The sequence below is a fragment of the Gemmatimonas groenlandica genome (assembly GCF_013004105.1).
GTDB lineage: Bacteria > Gemmatimonadota > Gemmatimonadetes > Gemmatimonadales > Gemmatimonadaceae > Gemmatimonas > Gemmatimonas groenlandica.
The window spans coordinates 4608130-4627277 of sequence record NZ_CP053085.1 but is presented as its reverse complement, the minus strand read 5'-3'; the positions used below and the strand labels follow the sequence as shown (position 1 = coordinate 4627277).

Below are 19148 nucleotides of genomic sequence, written 5' to 3'. Positions count from 1 at the left end.
TGCACACCCTTGAGTTCAGAGTATGCGCCGTGCGCATGGGCGGCGCAAGCTAAAACGCTGTCGTACCGTCGTGGAACGCGCTCGCTACGTCGTCGTGCACACGATCTCAGACACAACGGTAAAGCCGAGCCTGCTCGCAGGCGATCTTTCCCCCTGGGGAAGGCGCGCGGTGGGACCCATCGCTTCGATGCGGTTGCCGGACACCACCACGGTGTAGTCGTGGACCACCTGCCCACGCTCGACGTCCACGACGGACACATGCGTCAACGCGAACGATGGCGAGGAGACGCCGGCTCGTTGCGTAGCGGGCGGTGAAGATGGTGCCGGCAGTGGAGGTGCCTACGGATGCGTAGCAGCGCCAAAGAAAGGAACGCGAGTGGACTGGCGGGGATTGATCGTCATCAGACGGTGCGACCCTGAGAGGTGGAGGAGGTGATGGTCACCGAGCGCTACTGCGCACCGTCGCCTCTGAAGATCCACTGCATGCCATACTTGTCGTACAATTGGCCGTACAGACCGAACGGCATCGGGCGTAGTTCCTGCAACCGCTCTGTATCAGCCCCCACTGCGAGTTTGTCGAATACCGCCTTCAACTCCGCGCTATCGGTGCCGATGACGAATATCGCCGACATGTTGCCGAGCTTTGGCTCGAAAGCCGGGGAGGCCATCCAGTCGGTGGCCGAGATCTCGATTGGACCACTCTTGAGCTGCGCGTTGATGATCCGCCCGTGCTTGTCCGGCGGAAACTGCGCCTTCATGGGCGTGTCGCCGAGCGTCGTCAGCACGAGACTGCCGCCAACACACGCGTGATAAAAGCTCATTGCTTCGGCGCAGTTGCCGTCGAACAGCAGAAATGGTGTGCAACGCAGCATCAGAGCGTCTCCGAAACGGGAAGAGTCGTACGACGGCGGCGCACCACGCGCCAGCGCCACAGTACAGCTATGGCAGCGAGACCAAGCAGCCACGGCAATAGTGCCGAGCGCGCGGCACGCTCGATCGACAGGAAGTCGACGACGCCGGTTTGCCAGAGTGTCCACTCGCCGGCGATCGCAGTGGCCAGCGTGGGATTCCCCGTGACCAACACGATCACCGCATCCCCGTTGTCCGGGTTGATCCGCATGGAGCTATTGATCGCCGGCGCGTTGCTCCCGTCGTGGCCGTAGACGTACGCGCCGCTCGCCGTCGGCGCGTAGAGCGCCACGCCGAGCCCCCAGATGTCGAGGCCAAACTGGCGGCCGTGCGGCTCTCGCATGCGTTGTAGAGTATCGCGTCGCAACGGCGCGCTGGCGCGCTGATCAGCCTTCACATCAGCCTTCACATCGGCCTTCACATCGGCCTGCACATTCGCCTGCGCAAACGTGATCAGATCACGCGCCGACGCCGACAGTCCGGTGGCGCCGGCCGCCGCATAGCGATAGGTCGGCGCGAGTGCCCCACGCGCGTCGAACGACCGGGACACGTTGTCCAGCGAGCCGAGGTACGCGTACGTTGCGCGATGCATGCCGATCGGGCGAAAGACCGAGTCTTGCATCCATGTCGCGAAGGGCATGCCGGTGACGTCCTCCAGCAATGCTTGAAGTATCAAGTAACCGCCGCCCGAATATTGGAATCCGCTGCCTGGCTTGCGGCCCAGCGCGATGGCGACGGCGGAGTCGCTTGTCGCCCGCGGATGACGCAGCGCTTCCGGCAGCGAGGGCAAGGATTCCGTGGGCAGGTAGTCGCCGAACCCCAGCCCATCCGTGAGGCCGGCCGTGTGCGACAGCAGTCGACGGATCGTGACCTGTTGCGCATCGAAGGAGCCCGCCGGCAACTGCCACTGCGTGAGAGACTTCGACAGGGGCGCATCCAGCTCCAGTCGACCCGCCTGCACGAGTTGCATCACGGCGTAGGCGGTGAACCACTTGCTCATCGACGCGAGCGGAAATCGGGTGTCGCGATCGACGGGATCGACAGAGGGCGTGTACTGCTCGGCGTACACCGCGCCGTGACGCAGCAAGACGAGCGCGATGTTCCCCTTGCTCTCGGCCGTGGCCCGCGCCGTCACCGCCTGCATGAACGCCTGCGCGTTTCCGCGGGGCGCGATCGGCCGGAGCCACCAGCCCTCGATGGCGCCGTATCCGGCGACAGCGGTCCACGCGAGAATTGCTACTACCGCCACCAAGAGTCGCTTCATCGCGCGCCCGGCTGGCTTCGACCCGAGTAGCCGCAGCACGCGTCCCCCTACTCCTCGCCCGACGCCACGGTCCATCCCGCGCCCAACAGCGGGACAGTGGCAGCCGCCGGTCCCCCGTCGCGCGCCCGACCGTGGATCTCGGCGCGCAGCACCGCCCGCGTCGTCGCTTGGACGGCGTGCACCAAGGCCTCGGTAATTGCGCCGAGCGGGACTTTCGCGCGCCGAGACCACGGCGACTGGGGTGCACCGGCATACGACCCCGCATTGACATATACGAACCGCTGCGCGGGGGGACCTTGGACCTCCGGGCCTTTCAGCACGATGGCGCCGTTGGCCCGCATCACCGCCTGCACGCGCAATTCGAATGTGACCGACAGCGCCGAGACACGTACCGGCGCGACGAGCTCGTGCCGTCCGCGCTGCATCCGGAGAAATACCTCGGGGAGTGGTTCGCGCACCACGATCTGCAGTGTCAGCTCGTCGGCCATAGGCTATTCAGCGTGATGTAAGCGAACGACGAAGACCGGCGTTCGCGTGCAACGCAGGGAATCCGGCGTCGGCTCCAACTCGCGCCACGTGTACGTGAGTTGGTCAGCAACGACTCGTGCAACGAGTGAGACACAGACGAGACCTCCTACCAAATGCCCGGGACGAGGCGATGCGGCACGCGCGTCATGTACGTATCGTAGCCGGGAAGGGCCCGGAGCAGGAAGCGCTCCTCGAGCTGCAGCCGGAGCACCATGAACAAAACCGGGACGACCGCCGCGAGCGCCGCCGTCGACGATTGCAGCCACAGGCCGAGCCCGACCAAGATCAGTGGATCGGCCGCGTAGAACGGATGGCGCACGACCGCGTAGATCCCCGCGTCCACGACCGCGTGCGCCCTTTCCGTCTGCAGCCGGACGACCGTGGTTGCGAACGCGTTCGCTCGGAGCGCGACCTGCTTGAGGCCCCAGCCGAGCGCGAAGAGCACCAAGCCAATACTACTGAGCCACGGCGCGGGGGGAGGGAGCACGTGCCACCGGTGCACATCGAGTCCCGCGAGCAGCGGCAGCCCAAGAAACCCCGTGGCCAACACCGCGAGCAGCAGCAGTCGATCGGCCGACGGCTGCTCGTCGTGGAGTGGGAGCCGCGCGCGCTCGCGCAACAACGTGGGACTGACGCGGGCAATCACCGCAGCACCGGCGACGCGGACCACCATCAACACCCCGAGCAAAACCCAAGCGCGCCACCACGCAAGCGTGCCGGCGGACGCGAAGAGCATCAGCGCCACGAGTCCGCCGTCCGCCATCAGTCGGAGAGCAACGACGAGCACGAGCTATCCCTCCGTAAGCACTGCGAGGATTTGGTCGACGATCGCCGATACGTCGAGCATCTCCGTATCAATGCGATGCTCAATAGGACCAAGAAGCGCGCGATCTGTAGCGAATCGCTCCCACACGTCGCGGACGGAGACAGCCGTTTTGGGGAAGCGCTCGCCGCCTTCACGTTGGGCAGCGCGATGAATGCAACTCTCGACGCTCGCGTGCAGCTCGACTAGCACGACGTGGTAGTCGCGCCGTAGCGCCGTCAGCATCCCGAGCGCCGATGCATTGATGCCGACTTCTTCAAACACGACGGGTAACGCATCGGCGGCGATACGCGATCGGACCGTGTCTTCGAATTGGACGTAGGCGTTCGCCCGGTCAGCGCGATAGGCCGCCAGCGATGCGTACCGGCGGGCGAAGAACGCCTCCAAGTCGAGGTATTCGAATTCGCCGGTTTCGGCGAGGGCGCGTCCAACCGTTGACTTCCCGACGCCGTTCGGTCCAACCAGAACTAGAGCATCCACGTTCACGGGAGCGCGAAACGACCGCGGGAACGCATGCATCGGGTATTGAAAGCACAAGTCATCAAACGGCCCCCCAACGAAGTGTCGCCTAGCTTCCCGGCTGTTGACACCGCGCTCAGCCGCGACGGGCTGCTTCGATAGCGGCGATGTCGATCTTCTTCATCTGCATCATCGCCTCAAACGCGCGCTTCGCAACCCCAGGATCCGGATCGGTGACCGCCAGCGTCAACGCGATCGGTGTAATCTGCCAAGAGAGTCCCCATTTGTCCCGGCACCATCCGCACGCGCTCTCTTGGCCGCCGTTGCCGACGATCGCGTTCCAGTACCGATCCGTTTCGGCTTGGTCCTCCGTCGCGATCTGAAACGAGAAGGCTTCGGAGTGCTTGAACTCCGGCCCCCCGTTGAGCCCAAGGCACGGAACGCCGAACACGGTAAACTCGACGGTCAACACCTGGCCTGCCTTCCCCGCCGGAAAGTCGCCCGGCGCGTGGTGCACGGCACCCACTGACGAATTCGGAAAGGTTTGCGCGTAGAATTTCGCAGCGGCCTCGGCCTGACCATCGTACCACAGACAAATCGTGCTTTTCGCGGGGGGCGTCATGTCACTGCTCCATCGAGAGATGTCCGCAGCGACCGCCTCGCTGCGGTCGCCGATTTCCACGCGACACGCGCAATAAGTAGACCGCACGGTCGAATGATTCACGCGCCGCGCGATAGGAGTACAGCCGGACGTGCATTCGACTCCCACGTCTGATACTCGGGCCCACTCGGCTCGAGACCGTACGCACGGAGGCGGCGGGCGGACCGGCCAATGCGTGGAAGCTCCAACAGTTCAGCGAGCGGCGAGCGCTGGGGCTAGGGCGCTTTCTCGATGCGGCGACGTTTGAGCGCTATCGCTTTCGTGCCGTGTCCGAGATTCTCGTGTCCAGCATCGCCGGCCTTCGGACCTGGGGCAAAGGTAGCCAGCAGTACTTGCAGGGGCAGCGGGGGCCGCGCAACGGGTGCATGGTCCAGGTCATTCTGAACGGCGTGTCGATCACCAACGGCGCAAGCGATGAACTCTTCGACGTAAACAGTCTGAACGCCTCTGTCATCATCGGCTTTGAATATTACACGGTCGCGTCGACCCCACCGCGTTTCAACACCTCCGGCGGTCGAGTGGGCGGCGCACACTGCGGCACGGCCGTCTTCTGGACGAAGTAGTCGCGGAGCGGTCGCCTCGCGTGACCCGACCGAGCAACTGCGAGAGCAGCGCAACGACGACGGTGAGGCTCACGCACACATCCGCTTTGCGAAGATGATCTTGTCATCGCCGACGCCGTAGAAGTCTGGCACACGGCCACACGCGATGTAGCCTCTCCTGGCGTAGAACGCTCGTGCGCGGGCAAGAGGGGGAAGCGCGCTTTTCTCGACTACCAACTCTCGCCCCGCTTCGGCCATGACGGCCGCTTCCACGGCATCGAGAAGCGAGTCGCCGCCTCCGCGACCGTGGTCCTCTGGGTGGACGCCTATCCACCACAGATTCCACACACCGTCGGCGTGTGCATCCGGGGCGTGGTAGACCCACCCGGAGGGTGCGCCTGCATCGTTGGGCGACCACACCTGTGCGGCATGCCCAGGCCCGAGATGGTCAGCGTGAAGCGCGTCCAGAACTCCCCCAAGAAGCGCGCTCGCTTCAGCGGGTGCAAAGAGGCCTGTGGCGCACGCGACAGCAAGCAGCGTCGGTGTATCGGCGAGACGGGCAGCACGAATCATTGGCGTCTTTCTCACACGGGAAGAGCGAGGCACTCACAACTTGGCACCTCTCGGCACACGTAGCCGTACGGGCGACGGATCGTTCCCCGTCGCCAACGAGCATCCCCCGTGCCGTTCACGTCATTGATTGGACCGTGAGATCGTGGCATAACGATCAGGCACACGGCTGCACTCCGACTCCACGATCCTACTCCTGCGCGGACGTCGGCGCTTCTCGGACCAAGTGCCTGCGTCCTCACACAATCCCTGATGTGCCCAGCGACGCCGCGTTAGCGTCGACCGCCACACGCCTCGATCCGTCGCAGCGACTCCCGACTGACAAAGATCTTCGCGTCGTAACGCTCACCCCAACTCAGTGCCGTGACATCGCGGTACTCGCGCAGCGGTCCGCCACCATGTCCTTCCTCCAGTCGCGCCCGGACTGACGCGCGAAGATTGGGGTCGGCCCCGTGGTCGAGAAGGAGCTGCGTGAACGTGGCGTCGTCATCCCCGCCCTCGCGATAGTTGACCCAGAAGTTGTGCTGGGACACCACTGTCGAGAAGAGGGCCGGGTACCCGCCGAAGCCGTCCGCATCCGTTACGCCGCATACGTTCGGATCCATACCGCGTTCGAGAAGCCATTGCGCGACTTCCAGATCATCAAAGTACGCGGCGAGGTGGAGCAACGTCGTGCCGTGAACCGGTGTCCCCTGCGCCGTGTACAGCTCACGCGCGCACGCTGGCGCGAGTGGAAAGACGTCCACGATATCGAACGTGCGGGTGAAGAGGTTTGGGTCGCGCGCGTGATGCGCCTCGAGCAGGTCGATGCGTCCGCGATGGAGCGCCATCACGGGCGTATCGGGCAGTTCGAGTCCATGCGTGACATACATCTCGAGAATGCGATGCTTCGCTGGCGGATTGCGGCTGTCGGTGCCGAGCAGGTGTTCCATCGTGTTGTAATCAACGCCATCGGCGCCAACGATCTGCGCGCCGAGCGTGAACAGCACGGCCGTTCCTTCGACGTTGAGTGTGTACGCGGGTCCAGCCAGCGACCAGTTCCAGAGTGGCGGTCGCCCCGCCAATTCATGGATCATGCGTACGGTGTCCGGATGGCCTTGCAGCGCCGCACGCCCAGCGGCCGACTCCAGATCCGTGGCACCTTGCCTGAAGAGCGCTCGGATCATGACGTCGCGTCCGAGGTTCGCCGCGTAGGTCATGGGTGGCCCCCAATTACTGTCGACGCGAATGAGCACCGGTTCCTGCAGGAGCATAGGGTTGTCCTTGACGAGCATGAGGACCTGATCGAGGTCGTCACTCCAGATGGCATCCGCGAGGCGCACCGCATGGACGAGCCTCGTCCAACTCGCCGATCCATAGCTGCGCGCCAGTGTGAACTGCGCGTCGGCTAGCGTCGCCGCGGCGGGCGCGACGGGAGCTGGGTGCCACTCACCCCATTCAGCCAGCGCGTCGGCATCGCTGTTGTGTACAGCACGAAGCAGTTCCTCGGCCTGACGCTGCAGCTGCTCAAGGTCAGGGTGCACGGAAAGTCGACGAACAGGCATAGCGAGCCTCCATGAGGGAGCGCGGAGGTCCGCTGGCGTCGGTGCGGGCCCGCGATGCAGCTACAGCATTCCGATCCAGAGCGCACGCACCATGTGCATTCCCTGTCCGTCAATCTCGAAGTTGCTCAAACCAGCGCACGCACGCGGCGCGTTATGGAACATCACGCGAAATAATTCGCCACACGACGACGTGCTCGGCCCCACTCTCATCGGCGATGACACCAAGCAGTCGATCTCCCTCTCGATCAAGGAGCCTCGCGTGCGGTGGGAGGTCAACGACGAAGCGCAGCGTCCCATCGTGACGGAAGGCGGCCCAGCGATCGGGCTCGCGCCACTTGACCGTCAGCGGCCCCTGATCCTTCGACAACTCTTCATCTGGAATTCGCTCGCCAACGTTGGACAACTGCACCCAGAGGTTGCCGCTGCCATCGGTCAGAATGCGATTGGCCGGTTGCTTGCGGGTAGGCAGGGCGCGTTTTGCCTCGCCGAACAACTCACGCATCCGATCTTCCACGACTTGCATGTCGGCACGTTCAGCGTCGCCGTATTCGGGCGGCAGCCCGGGCCACTCCATCACCAGCACCGAGCGGTCACGCGCATACCGCATGAAACGATTCGGACCGGGGATGGTTGTCAGCACCGAACCGTCTCTCCCAACCGTGCGTATGCGACCCGGGGCGATGCCGTCCGGTGTCGGTTCCGACAGCACGTGGATCGGGGGATGCACCGTGTCGATGACGTTGCCGGTGTGATCGAAATGCAGCCAGCCGAATCGGCCAATACGATTGGGTTTGTTGTCCTCGAACGAGACGGTGATGAACCAACCGCCGGCGGTATCCGGCGTCACGACCCACCCACCCGCGACCTTCGGGGGTAGCGCAATCGTCGAGAGCACCGTCCCAGTGCCACTGAAGAGAACCGCCCGCGTGGTGGACATCTCTTTGACCAGCATCGTGCTGTCCGCCAAGCGGAATATCCGCAGCGGCGCTCGGTACTCGCCCGGGCCTTCACCCTCGCGTCCAGCGGGTGTTGCGGTGTGGCCGAGGGCATCGACCACGTGAATGGACGCGCCCTGTGGACCCGCGGCGTCGAAGATCCAAATCGTGCCGCCCGGTCCAAACGCGCCCGCGTCGATTCGACTGAAATCGAGCGACGGCTCGGTGATTCGCAGCGACTCCGCCAAACGCACGGGGCCCTCGACTCCTTCTGCCGGTGACGACACGAACGTGGTGTCGCCGACGACACGTTGGCTTACGCGCTGCGGGCTGGCGGACTCGCGACACCCAGCAACGAAAACCGCGAGTGTCGCGAACGTGAGAACTTCGACAGCCAGCCGTACGCGACAGACTTGATGCAATACCAGAATCGGCAAAGTCAGTGCCCCTTCGTCGAGTCCGCCCCGCTTCGCGGCAGTGGACGTTCATCGAGCTGCTTCCAGCTCCGCTCACGGCGCGACACGCTGGTCGTGGGCAACGTGCCTTCGGGAAGAATTCGCAGGACGTTATCGGTTGGCATCACTTCCGTCTGCCAGTCCGCAGTACGAAAGAAGATGAAGTAGCGACTCGTCGCCCCGACCATGACCAGCGGACGGCGCGGGCTGCCGCCATCAATCGTTCCGTTCGTGAGTTCGACGAGAACGCGCTGTCCCTCACCCCGCATCGCCCGCGTGGCGAGTCTGCGCTGGTAGGCATCCGCGCTCACGAAGACCCAGAGCATCGCCATTCCAATCGCGAGGAACGGCAGGAGCGGCTTCGTACGCGCCACCGTGGCTTCGCTGCTCTCCCACCACGCGAGCGCTTTCCCTGCAGCGCGACGCTTCTCCCGCGCGCGCGTCGAATACTGATCGAAGAATCTCAGATACGCGAATGCGAGGACGGCGGGAAGCACGGTCACGACCATCACCATCGGGTCCCGAAACGGCGCGAGTAAGAAGTCGCTGGCTTCCGCATAGTCCAGAATATTGATCCCGTAGTGGCGATAACCGAGGACGCTATGGAACATGCCGATCGCCACGAGGGCGAGGTAGCTCAGGGTCAGCCCGGTACCGAGGTGGTCGACGAGCAGCTGGTACCGTGGCGACTGTGCGGGCTCACTCATGCGCGCGCGGGGCGGGATTCTGAACCGCGCCGACCTTCATCGTTCCGTACGCCAGGCATGCGTGACAAAGATGTATCCCCGAGAATGGTGTGTGCTTCTTCATCGAAGATACAGCATACGTCGGCGCACGAATACGTATGGCCGCCTGACCCTCACGCGTAGTAGCGCTCCCTGCCCGTGCGGCAAATCGACCATACACGCGCCTCGAGGTCGGCGGCGACGAACGCCTGGAAGGCGGCAAACATGTCATCGGTGGTGTCGTGCGGCAACACCACGTAGGCGAGACGCTCCGGAAAGGGCGTGCTCAAAGACAGGAACCATGTGGCGTGCACGCGAAAGGCCGCGGCGTTGGCGCGTGCGCAGAGTCTGTCGAGACATCCCTCGTCGAGCGTCACGGGCCACGCGAGCAGCAGAGCCGGGCCGGTCGGCAGTACCGGGTAGTCGAGTGGCCCCAACGGGTGGTAGGGCACGGACCACGTCTGCGGATCCTCCAGATCCCAGTGTGCTGGGAGGTCAACGTAGACCTCTCGCCATGTCGCGCCCGGCGACAGTCCTCGCAGGTGTGCGAGGAAGAGGTCGTCCGACCGATCCGCGTCGCGCTCGTCGTCCGTCGTCGCGTTCACGATATCGAAGGGCGCCCGTTCCCAATCCAAGCCCAAGCGGGCGAATTCGGCCTGGAGCGCCACCGCCAATTCGTCGTCGGTCATTGCCGTCAGGTGTGGAAGTGCATGTGTTACCCGTACCGAGTCCGAAGCCGTAGGAACGCCGCGCGCCGTTCGCGATGGTGTCGGGTGCCGTCAAGTCACCGGCCGCTACTGCGCACCGTCGCCGCTGAATATCCACTGCATCCCGTACTTGTCGTAGATCCGGCCGCACACACCGAACGGCAGCGGCCGAAGTTCCTGAAACCGCTCGGCCTCTGCCCGAATGGCGAGCTTCTCGAACACTGACTACAACTCGACTCAGTCGGTGCCGATGACGACCCCATTGGCGACCAGTTAGTAGACAACCGGGTTGCGAATGGAGTTCCCGCCCCACGTTAGCCAAAGCGAATCACGAACCGTACGGCCCACGCCGGGTCGAAGCGGAAACGACCGGCTCCCAACGCAGCCGAAGCACAACCGCGACGGATTCACAGAGTCGACGTGGATTTCCACGCCCCAAACCCAGTCTGACATCAACGGCAGTTCGAGCTGCCCGGTTGCGATGACACCCTGCGCGTCACTCATGCTGACGTTTGCCTTGGCCTCGCCCGACATGGCAGTCGGACGCATGATGGCGATCCCGTCGGCCGGCCGCAATTCCGCTCCGGTAATCACGTAGCGCCGCGTACCGTCGGACAGAATGACAGTCGTCTGCGTACGCGGCACTATCGCGTCGGATCGATACGAGACCGAGATCAGTGCTTCGTCGTCGGCGCCGCAGGCGGCGAGGGCCACGCCTACACAGAATGCACTCACCCGGCGAACCAGCTTGAGACTTTCGCTCACACAACCTCCAGCATTCAAGTTGCACACCAAAGTAGCCGAAGCCAGTGGTGCCGTATCACGTGTCGTTCGGCGCACGTCGATAGTGCACCGCCACCGAACCACAGCGGAGGGGCGTGGCCGAGAGAAGTTCGAGCCGCCGCGTGCGGGGCAGCCCGCCTTGATACAGCGTGGGGCCGTGACCGGCGATCCTGGGGTGCACGAGGAACAGGTACTCGTCGATAAGGTCCAGTCGGTCTAACTCAGTCGCGAGTGCGCCGCTGCCAAGGAGCACACCGGCCGGGGTCGCGTCTTTCAGCTGCTGCACGCGCGTGCGCAGGTCGCCGGTGATGTGGTGACTATTGTTCCACGAGAAGTCCGTTCGCGTACTCGACACGACGTACTTTGGCTTCGCCTCGAGCTGGACCGCCCACTCCCGTATGGCCGGCGGCGCCTCGACGTCGCCGCGCGCGACCGAGGGCCAGTAATTCTCCATCATCTCGTACGTGACGCGCCCCCACAGCATCGCGCCGTTCGCGTTCATGAGATTGGTGAAGAACGCGTGCGTCTCGTCGTCGGCGATCCCCTCTTGGTGATCGACACAACCATCAAGCGTGACGTTGAGGCTGAAGGTCAGGATTCCCATGACTAGTCCATGGCCTCTCGGAGGCAACGATACAGCGGGCGTCTGCGCATAGGTAAACAACCAGCGAAAGAGTGGCAGCGGCTTTCCTGGCACGATGAAGCTACAGGCGTCACCGGCGTCGCGGATACAGGTCGTCACCGAGGATGACGTCCGCACCGGACCAGGCGGCCGCGAAGTCGCGCTGCGCCGCACGCGCATCGCGGCGCTGCGCCTCGAGACTCTTCCACACGCCGTAGAGCGCTCGTGGATTGCGCGGGTGCTTTGCCAATTCGGCACGGAATGTCGACTCGGCCTCACCCGGCTTCCCCGCCGCGAGCAACACGATACCCAATCGTTCGCGCTCGGGGAGCAACCAGTCAGGTGGCTCGTTGTAGCCCAACTTGTCCTCGGCCACGACGGCCGCGGTGAACGCCGTGATCGCCGCCGCGTGATCTCCCTTGGCCTCCGCGATGCGGCCCGTGAGGTCGGAGATCGCCACGGCGAGCACATCGCCGCCCCAGTTCACCGGACCGACCATCGCTTCCTTCGGCACGCCCGTCGCCGCGCTCTTCAGCGAGGTAAGCGCTTGCTCGGCGTCACCGAGCTTTCCGGTTGCCGCAAGCGCGGCGCCCCGTGCCCAGTGGTGAAAGCCGGTCTGCAGGGTGCGCGTCGCTTTCGGTGCCCGAGTCGTACCCGACAGGATATCGGCCCACTGCCCGAAGCGCACCAACACGAACAGCTCCAGCGCGGCGAAGGGTTCGAGCATGGCCATCTGATCTGCCGCCGGATCTGCGACCTGCACCGTGCGCACAGCGCTCGCCCGTGCCTCGGCGAGATTGCCGGCGAACATCGCTGACGCAGACTCGAACTGGCGGTTGTGCGCGTAGTAGCCCATCGCGTAGAAGGTCTGCGCGCCCTTCGAGCCAAAGTAGGCTTCATCCACCGCGGCGGCGGCAGCGTTGGCCTTCGCGGAGCGGACGTAGTCGCCCGTGCGGATATAAATGTGCGAGGGCATGTGCACGAGGTGGCCGGCCCCGGGCACCAGCGTCTCCAGGCGGGCGGCTGACGCCGTCGCACGCTCTGGCGTTTTCGAGGCTTCGATCGCGTGGATGTAGTAGTGATTGGCACCGGGATGCTCGGGGTGCCGAGCGAGCTGGCGCTCCAGCGCGGCGACGATCGGCGGCGTCCACGATTCCGGCGTACCGTCGGCCGTATACAGCCGCCACGGATGCAGGTTCATCAGGCTTTCCGCGTGGAGCGCGCCCACGTCGGCGTCGTCGGGAAAGCGCGTGGACAGCGCGCCCATGGCGTCGGCATATGCGGCCTCACGCACCGCCTGATCTCCGGTAGGACGGGCCACGTACCGCTGGCCGAGCGCCGCCACGAGTCCCTGCTCTACGTCGCTGCCGTTCGCGGCCAGGCGTTGGGCGACGGCGAGATGCGTGAACGCCTTCGCGAGTCGATCGGCCGGCGCCGGGTCGTTGATGTTGGTGCCGAGCGAGAGCGCCATGCCCCAGTGTGGCATCGGGGAGAGCGTGTCGAGCATGGCCGCGCGGCCGAACGACGCGAAGGCCTCCTCGTGATTGAAGCCATACAGCAGCGTCAGTCCCTCATCGAAGAATTGCTGCGCCTGCGCGTTGCTCGTGCGGATGACACGATGGTACGGCCCGAGATTCGCGAGGCGCTCGGTGCGCGCTGGCGCCGCGGCCATGCTTGCGTCGTGTGCGGCCGAATCGGCCGGCCTGGCGGGCTTGGCATCACCGTCGCACGCGGCAACAGATGCGAGCAGCGCGATGCTCACGTAGCGGATGGAATGGCGATGGATCACGGTCCGACCTCCATTGGGGATCTGATGCGATAGTGGGGGCAGGACCGCTACCGCACGGCGGCGTGGTCGCGCGCGATCTCCGCCGGAGTGAGGCGAAGAAAGCGCGCCGCGTTGTCATAGAAAATGGCTTGTCGCTGCGCGGGCGTGAGAAAGGGTGCCTCGGTGATCCCGGCGATCGCCATCCCGATCGCCTCCGGCCAGACCATCTGATCGGAGCCAAACATCACCCGGTTCGCGAAGCCCGCGTCGATCAACGCTTTGAGGTAGGCGTAAAACTCCGCACGCGGGATTGCCCAACTGAGCACGCCGATGTCCACGTACACCTCGGGGTAGATCGTCAGCAGCGCCTTGGTCTCGGCAAGGAACGGATATCCGGCGTGCATCACGTTCACGCGAAGTCCAGGATGCGCCACCAACACGTCTTCAAGCAGCAAGGGATTTCCCAAGCGCGCTCGAAAGTTCGGACAGCAATCGAACGGCGTGCCTGCATCTCCCAAGCCAGTATGCACCGCCACGGGAATCTTTCGCGCGGCCGCCAAGGCCCAATAGGGCGTGAGCTCCGGCGCGCTGGGGCTCAGCCCACGATACTGTAGGCCCAATTCCCCAAGTACTTTCAGCTCGCCGTCGGCGAACAGCTGCTCGAGAGTCGTCACGGCAAGCAGCGTATCGCGCGGCCCCGTGTACGCGCCGCCCATGATTACGGTGGGATTGGCGGCCCGCCACCGGCGCACGTCGGCCAACGGGCCGCTCGCCACGGCGCGCACGACGTGGTACAGACGTAGCGTATCGAACGTCGCACGCATGGCGCTGGTATCCGAGCCGAAGTGTGGCACGTTCCCCGTGACCTCGTTCGGCGGAGCCGGCAGGCCGTACGCGTCATACGCGAACGCGTGGAGGTGCATGTCGATAATTGGCTGCGGCGCGGGAACAGGGACCTCGCGCGCGCATCCCGTCAACAGGGCCACGCCGACCCAGACCGCGCGGACGCCTCGCATCATTCTCACTCCTTGGGTTCTGCTGAGTCCCAACGCTCGAGTTCACCGCCGAGCGATCCACTAATCGCTTGACAGGTGCAACGAACATTCGGCGGTCGCGGTAGAACATTGCCCTCTGCGGGTTCTCGCTTCGGCCGTCCTACGCAGAGCGGGCAGGCCGACAGAGCCAGACGAGTCCGTCGTGACGTAGCCCCCGCTCGACTGCTGTGGCACCAAAGAGTAGCACGCCGGCAACGCGCCCGCACACTGGCCCGATCGCGAGCATGATGAGAAGTTGATGCGACGGACTCCGCGAACGCGTGCCGACATTCTCCATCCTGAACCGGTGTCTCTTGTGGCCAAGCTCGCTCTGTTCGTCCGGTTACACGCCAAGTCCGGCCAGGAAACGGCGCTCGCCGATTTCCTTGCCGGTGCACTTCCCCTCGCCAACGCCGAGTCCGGTACCACCTCGTGGTTCGCGCTGCGCTTTGACGCGTCGACCTTCGGCATCTTCGACACGTTCGATGACGACCAAGGGCGCCAGGCGCACCTCAGCGGCCCCATCGCGGCGGCACTGATGGCCAACGCTGAGGCGCTGTTGAGTGAGCCTCCGAAAATCGAGATGGTCGATCTGTTGGCGGCCAAGCTTCCGGGATAACCGGCGGTCAACGTGCATAGCTGATTGCGTACAGCTATGCACGTCGCTGTGGCACCTGGGCGCCGATAACGCGCGTGCTAGCGGGCGAGACAGACCTGACCGGCCCACAAATTCTGGATCGGTGCGTCCGGTCGCGCCGTGGCGAGTATGCCCGCGAGGCCGCCGGCGCTAAACTCGACACCGAGTGAAGATCGTGCGACGCGGGCGACATACACGCTGTCCAGCGCCGCGCGCGTCGAGCCCAGCCCGATCCCACTCGGCGTGGTGAGCTTGGGCATGGTGGAATCGGTGGGCGCGCGGCCGCCGAGCGACCACCCGATGAAACGCGCGGCGGAATCTGCGGAATCTGACGTGAACCAGAGTTGCAGGCCGCTCGTAGGCCACGTCGCGACGGTGGCCCGGCACTCGAGATTCTCGGCGATCTCGGGCTGTATTCCGCCGCGCAGGCGGGTTACGGTTGCCACCACCACCGAGCGCGCGTCGCCGAACGCGATGAGGCGAGCCGCACCCGAGGGCTGCAGGAATACGCGCAGGCCCTCGCCGTCGAGCGCGAGGACGGCGCCGGAGTCCGCAGCCGGCGCTGCGGGTGTCGCGGCGGGCATCGAGCGCACCGCCGTGTCGACGGGGGCCGGCGTCCGCTCGCTGCACGCCAACAGGGTGATCGACAGGCTCAGGCAGGAAGCGAGACGAATTCCCCTACTCCTCTTCGGGCACCACGCCGTTGGCCAGATCTTCGGCGCGCTGCCGCGCCGCGTCCTCGCGTTGCTGGAGCTTCGCCGTCTTCTTCTGCTGGCGCTCCTGTTCCTTCTTCCGCTTCTCAAACTCGTAATTCGGCTTCTTGGCCACGTGGTCGTCAAGTCAGGGGATGTGGAGCAGATCGGATCGCAAGGTCGCGCTCCTAGAAAGATTGCTCGTGCTCGCCTCCCGTACAACACCGCGCGAGCAGGCTGACGAAGGTCCTGTCAGACCGACCCGAAAAAGTCCCAGGCGGCGCCACGTCTCAATGCGTCGTACGGCGCGCAGGGAAGGCATCCAGAAACGCGGTCGCAAAGGCCGAGCGTTCGATCGCGGCCTCGTCGAGGCGCGATGGCCACCGCAGCCCTTCGCTGTTGGCGAGCAGAATCAGGGTGAGCTGCTCGTCGCGCGACGCGTTCAGCACCTTGAGATATAGCGCCGAGTAGCGTCCCTCCCAGAGACCGGTGTGCCAGGCCAGCGAGCGACCTTGGTACGTGGCCAGAAACCAGCCCAGTCCGTAGGGGAGCATCGCGCCCGATGGCGTGCGGGTTGGAGTCCAGAGGCTCGCGCGTGACGCCGGCGCGAGCAACCGCCCGCTGGTGAGGGCGATGTCGAAACGCGCGACATCGTTCGCACTCGCGATCACGCCGCCCGCCGCCCCATCACCCTGCGGTGGCGGCGGATCTGATGGCACGACTTGACCTGCCGAGTCCACGTGGTACGGTGTGGCCAGCGCCGCTGCCAATTCGGGAGGAAGCGGACGACGCCGATGCCGCCGCGCGGCGTGCTGCATGCCCGCGGGGCGGAACACGAGTGAATCGACCAGGTCGGAAAAGGTCTGTCCGGCCACCTCGGCCATCGGACGTGAAGCCCACGAGAACGACGGCGGGTTGTACCAGAAACGTGTACCGGGCGTGCCATTGGCCGTCATCGACAGCACATGGCGCAGCGTGAGCTGATCGTTCTCGCACGCGTAGTCGCCGAAGAAGATCCCGCCGTCACCACGAGCCGCCGCGCAGAACTCGTTGAAGTCGCGATAGCGCCGCATGGGACGATCGAGATCGAGCTGTCCCGCTTCGACCAGCCGCAACGCGACGACCGCCGAGATTGGTTTGGCGACCGATGCGACGTCGAAGGGCGTATCGGGCGTGACCGGAATCTCACGCGCCACGTCGGCGAACCCGAAGCCTTGGGCGAGCAGCACCGTGGTATCGCGCAGCAACACGACGGCCATGCCGGGAATGCGCTCGGCAACGCGGAGCGAATCAAATCGCGCGAAGAGCGCGCGGGCCGCGTCGCGGTCGTTCGACACCATGTTGGATGCCACGAGGGGAAGACGAGCGTGGGTGCATGCCGTTCCAGCGATAATGGCGAGCGCAGCCGCTATGACTCGGCGAGTGAGGGTCATGCACGCCCTACGGGAGCGCGGAAGCGCGAGTTGCAGGCGTGGCACCGGCGTGGTCCGACCTTCGGCAAACCGAAGATTGCAGTCAGGCGTCGGGTGACGACGCGTCGCGCGTCAAGGTGAGTTCCATCCACGGTACCCACGTCGCCGAGTCTCCTGCGCGCCGCAGCCAACGACCTCGGAACGTCGCGCCATCGTCTTGAAAGTGGCCCGTGAAGCGCAAGTCGTCGCCCTCGAACGTCCACGCGTCCGCGTCAACCGTCGCGTGCATCGTGGTGCGGCTACCGTGACTGTCGAACGCGTGCATCGAATAGACCTGCCGATCGGCTTCGTAGCCGATCAACTCCACGCCTTGAGTCCGCCCGTCGGGCATCTTCGCGTCCCAGTGATGGGCGAGAAAGGCGCCCCCCGGCAGCCAGACATAGCGATCGGTCGCGAGCATGCGATCCGCGCTTCCGGTGGTACCGGTATTGGCAGGTGCATCGGCAGGTGCGTCTTCACCCGGATCGTCGCTGTAAAATGTGCCGACGCTCTGCCACGTGCCGACAAACGCATCGAGCCGGCGGAGCGCGGCCGTGGTGACGGGGGACGCGGTATCATCGTGAACGGACATCAGAAATCCTCTCGACGCGACGTTGTAAGAGGTACGCTTCCCCACTGCGTTCTGTTGCGTGACCTTGCCAATACATTGCGCTCGGTGCGTGCTCGAGAGCAGACCATGCTCGTTGACGGCTCACGGCCATGCGGCTTCCCGCATGCGCCATCGTGGCACGATGCTCGCGACACGGCGCCGATGAACGGCGGACGCAAATGGGGTGCGGCCATCCACTCATCAGGAGAGATCCGTGGCGAAGTTCATCACCGTCGGGTACGGCGACGAGAGCGGCTATCGGCAGACGGCGCCTGACGTGCGCAACGGGGCTCATGCGCATGACGCACGGCTCAAAGCGGGCGGCGCGTTAATCGGTGTGGCAGGCGAACCCGTCCAAGTGCGAAACCCCGACGATACCGGCGTGCAGACCACCACCGGTGCGTTCATGCACAGCAGTCTGCCGATTGCAGGATTTGCCGTGATCGAGGCCGCGGACTTGGCAACGGCGGTCGCCATGGTCTCGAAGACGCCATGCGCCGTCGCTCATGGGGTCGTCGAAGTCTGGCCGCTGCGAGAGATGCTCTGACGTAGACGGTGCGGTTCGGCTCATTCTCACTACAGAGCACGGTGGTCACCAGTCCCAGGCGCTCGATGTACCGGTGGCATTCCAAACCTTGCCCCCGGGCCGATGCGCTCACGGCAACGAGCGTACTCGCCCAGGCGACGGCACGGACGGCGCGGTCCGCTGGGACTTTCGGATGGCATACGCCGATGAGCCCCACGCCAACAGCGGTGATACGCTCGTGCTCACCGCGGACAGGCGCGCGCTGCGAGGCGCCTCGATCGTGTCGCGTGAACAACTGCCAGACGGACGTGTGCAGCTCGTGACCGAGCAAGATGGGCGTGACAACGAGCGCCCGGCGCCAATCCGCAGCGTGTACGTGATCGAGGAACGCGCGGCGTCATTGCAGAAGCTGGTGCGCTATGACGGCGGCGAGTTCTTTCAGCGGCACATCTACGAATGGGTCCGCTAGCCGGACGAAACGGCGTGTGACACACAACGCTGCCGTTCGCGGACGGCGCCGTCGTGCGAACCGGTTACGGCCGGCGATCGAGCGGATTCGTACAGCCACGCCACGAAACCACGCGCGGCGCCGCGCTGATGGAATCGACCTGCGCGACCGGCATGCGCGGAATCGCCTCTGGTGCCATCCGGGCGACTGGCATCGGACATTCGAGCACCGACGCTGTGATCGAATCCAATCGCAGCACGATCGGTATCGGCTGATCCGTCCGCGTCGAGTCCTGCATCCGCCAGCGCAACGAACCGACCCCGAACGCGCGGGGCGCGATGCCCAGCGAATAGCGCCGCACCGACGTCGGCATGACCGACGACAGCGCATTGCCGATGACGGGTCGCGGCACCTCGGGCGGTGTGGTCTGCGCGCGTAATAACGACGGCACGGAT

The 19148-nt window shown here is 65.0% G+C and carries 25 protein-coding genes; 4 read left to right on the top strand and 21 right to left on the bottom strand.

Annotated elements, in window-relative coordinates:
• Nucleotides 1-449 precede the first annotated feature (449 nt).
• The 6 genes from HKW67_RS19835 to HKW67_RS19810 form a co-directional block, all read right to left on the bottom strand.
• A complete protein-coding gene (locus HKW67_RS19835; protein WP_171227040.1) occupies nt 450-872 on the bottom strand; it encodes a VOC family protein in 423 nt (140 codons plus the stop codon).
• The gene (locus tag HKW67_RS19830) at nt 872-2173 is read right to left on the bottom strand and encodes a serine hydrolase domain-containing protein (protein WP_206044512.1); all 1302 of its coding nucleotides are present in this window, start codon (nt 2171-2173) and stop codon (nt 872-874) included. The genes HKW67_RS19835 and HKW67_RS19830 overlap by 1 nt, the downstream gene beginning before the upstream one ends.
• A 47-nt stretch (nt 2174-2220) precedes the next feature.
• Nucleotides 2221-2661 (bottom strand): DUF5990 family protein, encoded by a 441-nt coding sequence (locus HKW67_RS19825; RefSeq protein ID WP_171227038.1) that lies wholly within the window; start codon nt 2659-2661, stop codon nt 2221-2223.
• 146 nt (nt 2662-2807) lie between these two features.
• The gene (locus tag HKW67_RS19820) at nt 2808-3488 is read right to left on the bottom strand and encodes a methyltransferase family protein (protein ID WP_171227037.1); all 681 of its coding nucleotides are present in this window, start codon (nt 3486-3488) and stop codon (nt 2808-2810) included.
• A 3-nt stretch (nt 3489-3491) separates the two neighbouring features.
• Complete coding sequence (locus tag HKW67_RS19815) at nt 3492-4004, bottom strand: AAA family ATPase (RefSeq protein WP_171227036.1); 513 nt, start codon at nt 4002-4004, stop codon at nt 3492-3494.
• Between the two features lie 115 nt (nt 4005-4119).
• Nucleotides 4120-4605 (bottom strand): VOC family protein, encoded by a 486-nt coding sequence (locus HKW67_RS19810; RefSeq protein ID WP_171227760.1) that lies wholly within the window; start codon nt 4603-4605, stop codon nt 4120-4122.
• A gap of 320 nt (nt 4606-4925) precedes the next feature.
• On the opposite strand from HKW67_RS19810, the gene HKW67_RS19805 reads away from it, so the two are divergent.
• Nucleotides 4926-5207, top strand: a complete 282-nt coding sequence (locus HKW67_RS19805; protein WP_171227035.1) for a hypothetical protein — start codon at nt 4926-4928, stop codon at nt 5205-5207.
• Nucleotides 5208-5276: 69 nt separating this feature from the next.
• Here HKW67_RS19805 and HKW67_RS19800 read toward each other — a convergent pair whose 3' ends face one another.
• From HKW67_RS19800 to HKW67_RS19760, 10 genes are all read right to left on the bottom strand, one after another.
• Nucleotides 5277-5759 carry a GNAT family N-acetyltransferase gene (locus tag HKW67_RS19800; RefSeq protein ID WP_171227034.1) on the bottom strand — a complete coding sequence of 161 codons (483 nt, stop codon included), beginning with the start codon at nt 5757-5759 and terminating at the stop codon, nt 5277-5279.
• A 269-nt stretch (nt 5760-6028) separates the two neighbouring features.
• Entirely contained in the window at nt 6029-7300 is a 1272-nt protein-coding gene (locus tag HKW67_RS19795; protein ID WP_171227033.1) for an ankyrin repeat domain-containing protein, read from the bottom strand.
• Nucleotides 7301-7451: 151 nt separating this feature from the next.
• Nucleotides 7452-8522: an NHL repeat-containing protein gene (locus HKW67_RS19790; protein ID WP_171227032.1), complete on the bottom strand. Its 1071-nt coding sequence runs from the start codon at nt 8520-8522 to the stop codon at nt 7452-7454.
• A gap of 152 nt (nt 8523-8674) precedes the next feature.
• Nucleotides 8675-9397, bottom strand: a complete 723-nt coding sequence (locus HKW67_RS19785) for a hypothetical protein (protein ID WP_171227031.1) — start codon at nt 9395-9397, stop codon at nt 8675-8677.
• 152 nt (nt 9398-9549) lie between these two features.
• Nucleotides 9550-10104 carry a hypothetical protein gene (locus HKW67_RS19780; protein ID WP_171227030.1) on the bottom strand — a complete coding sequence of 185 codons (555 nt, stop codon included), beginning with the start codon at nt 10102-10104 and terminating at the stop codon, nt 9550-9552.
• Between the two features lie 105 nt (nt 10105-10209).
• Nucleotides 10210-10344 (bottom strand): hypothetical protein, encoded by a 135-nt coding sequence (locus tag HKW67_RS22565; protein WP_269141204.1) that lies wholly within the window; start codon nt 10342-10344, stop codon nt 10210-10212.
• Nucleotides 10345-10395: 51 nt separating this feature from the next.
• Nucleotides 10396-10887 (bottom strand): hypothetical protein, encoded by a 492-nt coding sequence (locus tag HKW67_RS19775; RefSeq protein ID WP_171227029.1) that lies wholly within the window; start codon nt 10885-10887, stop codon nt 10396-10398.
• A gap of 55 nt (nt 10888-10942) precedes the next feature.
• Complete coding sequence (locus HKW67_RS19770) at nt 10943-11509, bottom strand: dihydrofolate reductase family protein (RefSeq protein WP_171227028.1); 567 nt, start codon at nt 11507-11509, stop codon at nt 10943-10945.
• Between the two features lie 109 nt (nt 11510-11618).
• Nucleotides 11619-13316, bottom strand: a complete 1698-nt coding sequence (locus HKW67_RS19765; RefSeq protein ID WP_171227027.1) for a hypothetical protein — start codon at nt 13314-13316, stop codon at nt 11619-11621.
• 47 nt (nt 13317-13363) lie between these two features.
• Nucleotides 13364-14314 carry an amidohydrolase family protein gene (locus HKW67_RS19760; RefSeq protein WP_171227026.1) on the bottom strand — a complete coding sequence of 317 codons (951 nt, stop codon included), beginning with the start codon at nt 14312-14314 and terminating at the stop codon, nt 13364-13366.
• 331 nt (nt 14315-14645) lie between these two features.
• Here HKW67_RS19760 and HKW67_RS19755 point away from each other — a divergent pair, with 331 nt between their 5' ends.
• Entirely contained in the window at nt 14646-14948 is a 303-nt protein-coding gene (locus HKW67_RS19755) for a putative quinol monooxygenase (protein WP_171227025.1), read from the top strand.
• A gap of 77 nt (nt 14949-15025) precedes the next feature.
• Here the strand turns inward: HKW67_RS19755 and HKW67_RS19750 are convergent, their stop codons facing one another.
• From HKW67_RS19750 to HKW67_RS19735, 4 genes are all read right to left on the bottom strand, one after another.
• Entirely contained in the window at nt 15026-15559 is a 534-nt protein-coding gene (locus tag HKW67_RS19750) for a hypothetical protein (protein WP_206044511.1), read from the bottom strand.
• 85 nt (nt 15560-15644) lie between these two features.
• Complete coding sequence (locus HKW67_RS19745; RefSeq protein ID WP_171227023.1) at nt 15645-15794, bottom strand: hypothetical protein; 150 nt, start codon at nt 15792-15794, stop codon at nt 15645-15647.
• Between the two features lie 154 nt (nt 15795-15948).
• Nucleotides 15949-17010, bottom strand: coding sequence for a serine hydrolase domain-containing protein (locus HKW67_RS19740; protein ID WP_171227022.1), 1062 nt, complete (start codon nt 17008-17010; stop codon nt 15949-15951).
• 163 nt (nt 17011-17173) lie between these two features.
• Nucleotides 17174-17701 (bottom strand): DUF1579 family protein, encoded by a 528-nt coding sequence (locus HKW67_RS19735; RefSeq protein ID WP_171227021.1) that lies wholly within the window; start codon nt 17699-17701, stop codon nt 17174-17176.
• A gap of 232 nt (nt 17702-17933) precedes the next feature.
• Here HKW67_RS19735 and HKW67_RS19730 point away from each other — a divergent pair, with 232 nt between their 5' ends.
• Both HKW67_RS19730 and HKW67_RS19725 read left to right on the top strand, forming a co-directional pair.
• Nucleotides 17934-18266: a YciI family protein gene (locus HKW67_RS19730; protein ID WP_171227020.1), complete on the top strand. Its 333-nt coding sequence runs from the start codon at nt 17934-17936 to the stop codon at nt 18264-18266.
• Nucleotides 18267-18438: 172 nt separating this feature from the next.
• Entirely contained in the window at nt 18439-18714 is a 276-nt protein-coding gene (locus tag HKW67_RS19725; protein ID WP_171227019.1) for a hypothetical protein, read from the top strand.
• A gap of 64 nt (nt 18715-18778) precedes the next feature.
• Here the strand turns inward: HKW67_RS19725 and HKW67_RS19720 are convergent, their stop codons facing one another.
• Nucleotides 18779-19144, bottom strand: coding sequence for a hypothetical protein (locus tag HKW67_RS19720; RefSeq protein ID WP_171227018.1), 366 nt, complete (start codon nt 19142-19144; stop codon nt 18779-18781).
• Nucleotides 19145-19148: the final 4 nt, after the last annotated feature.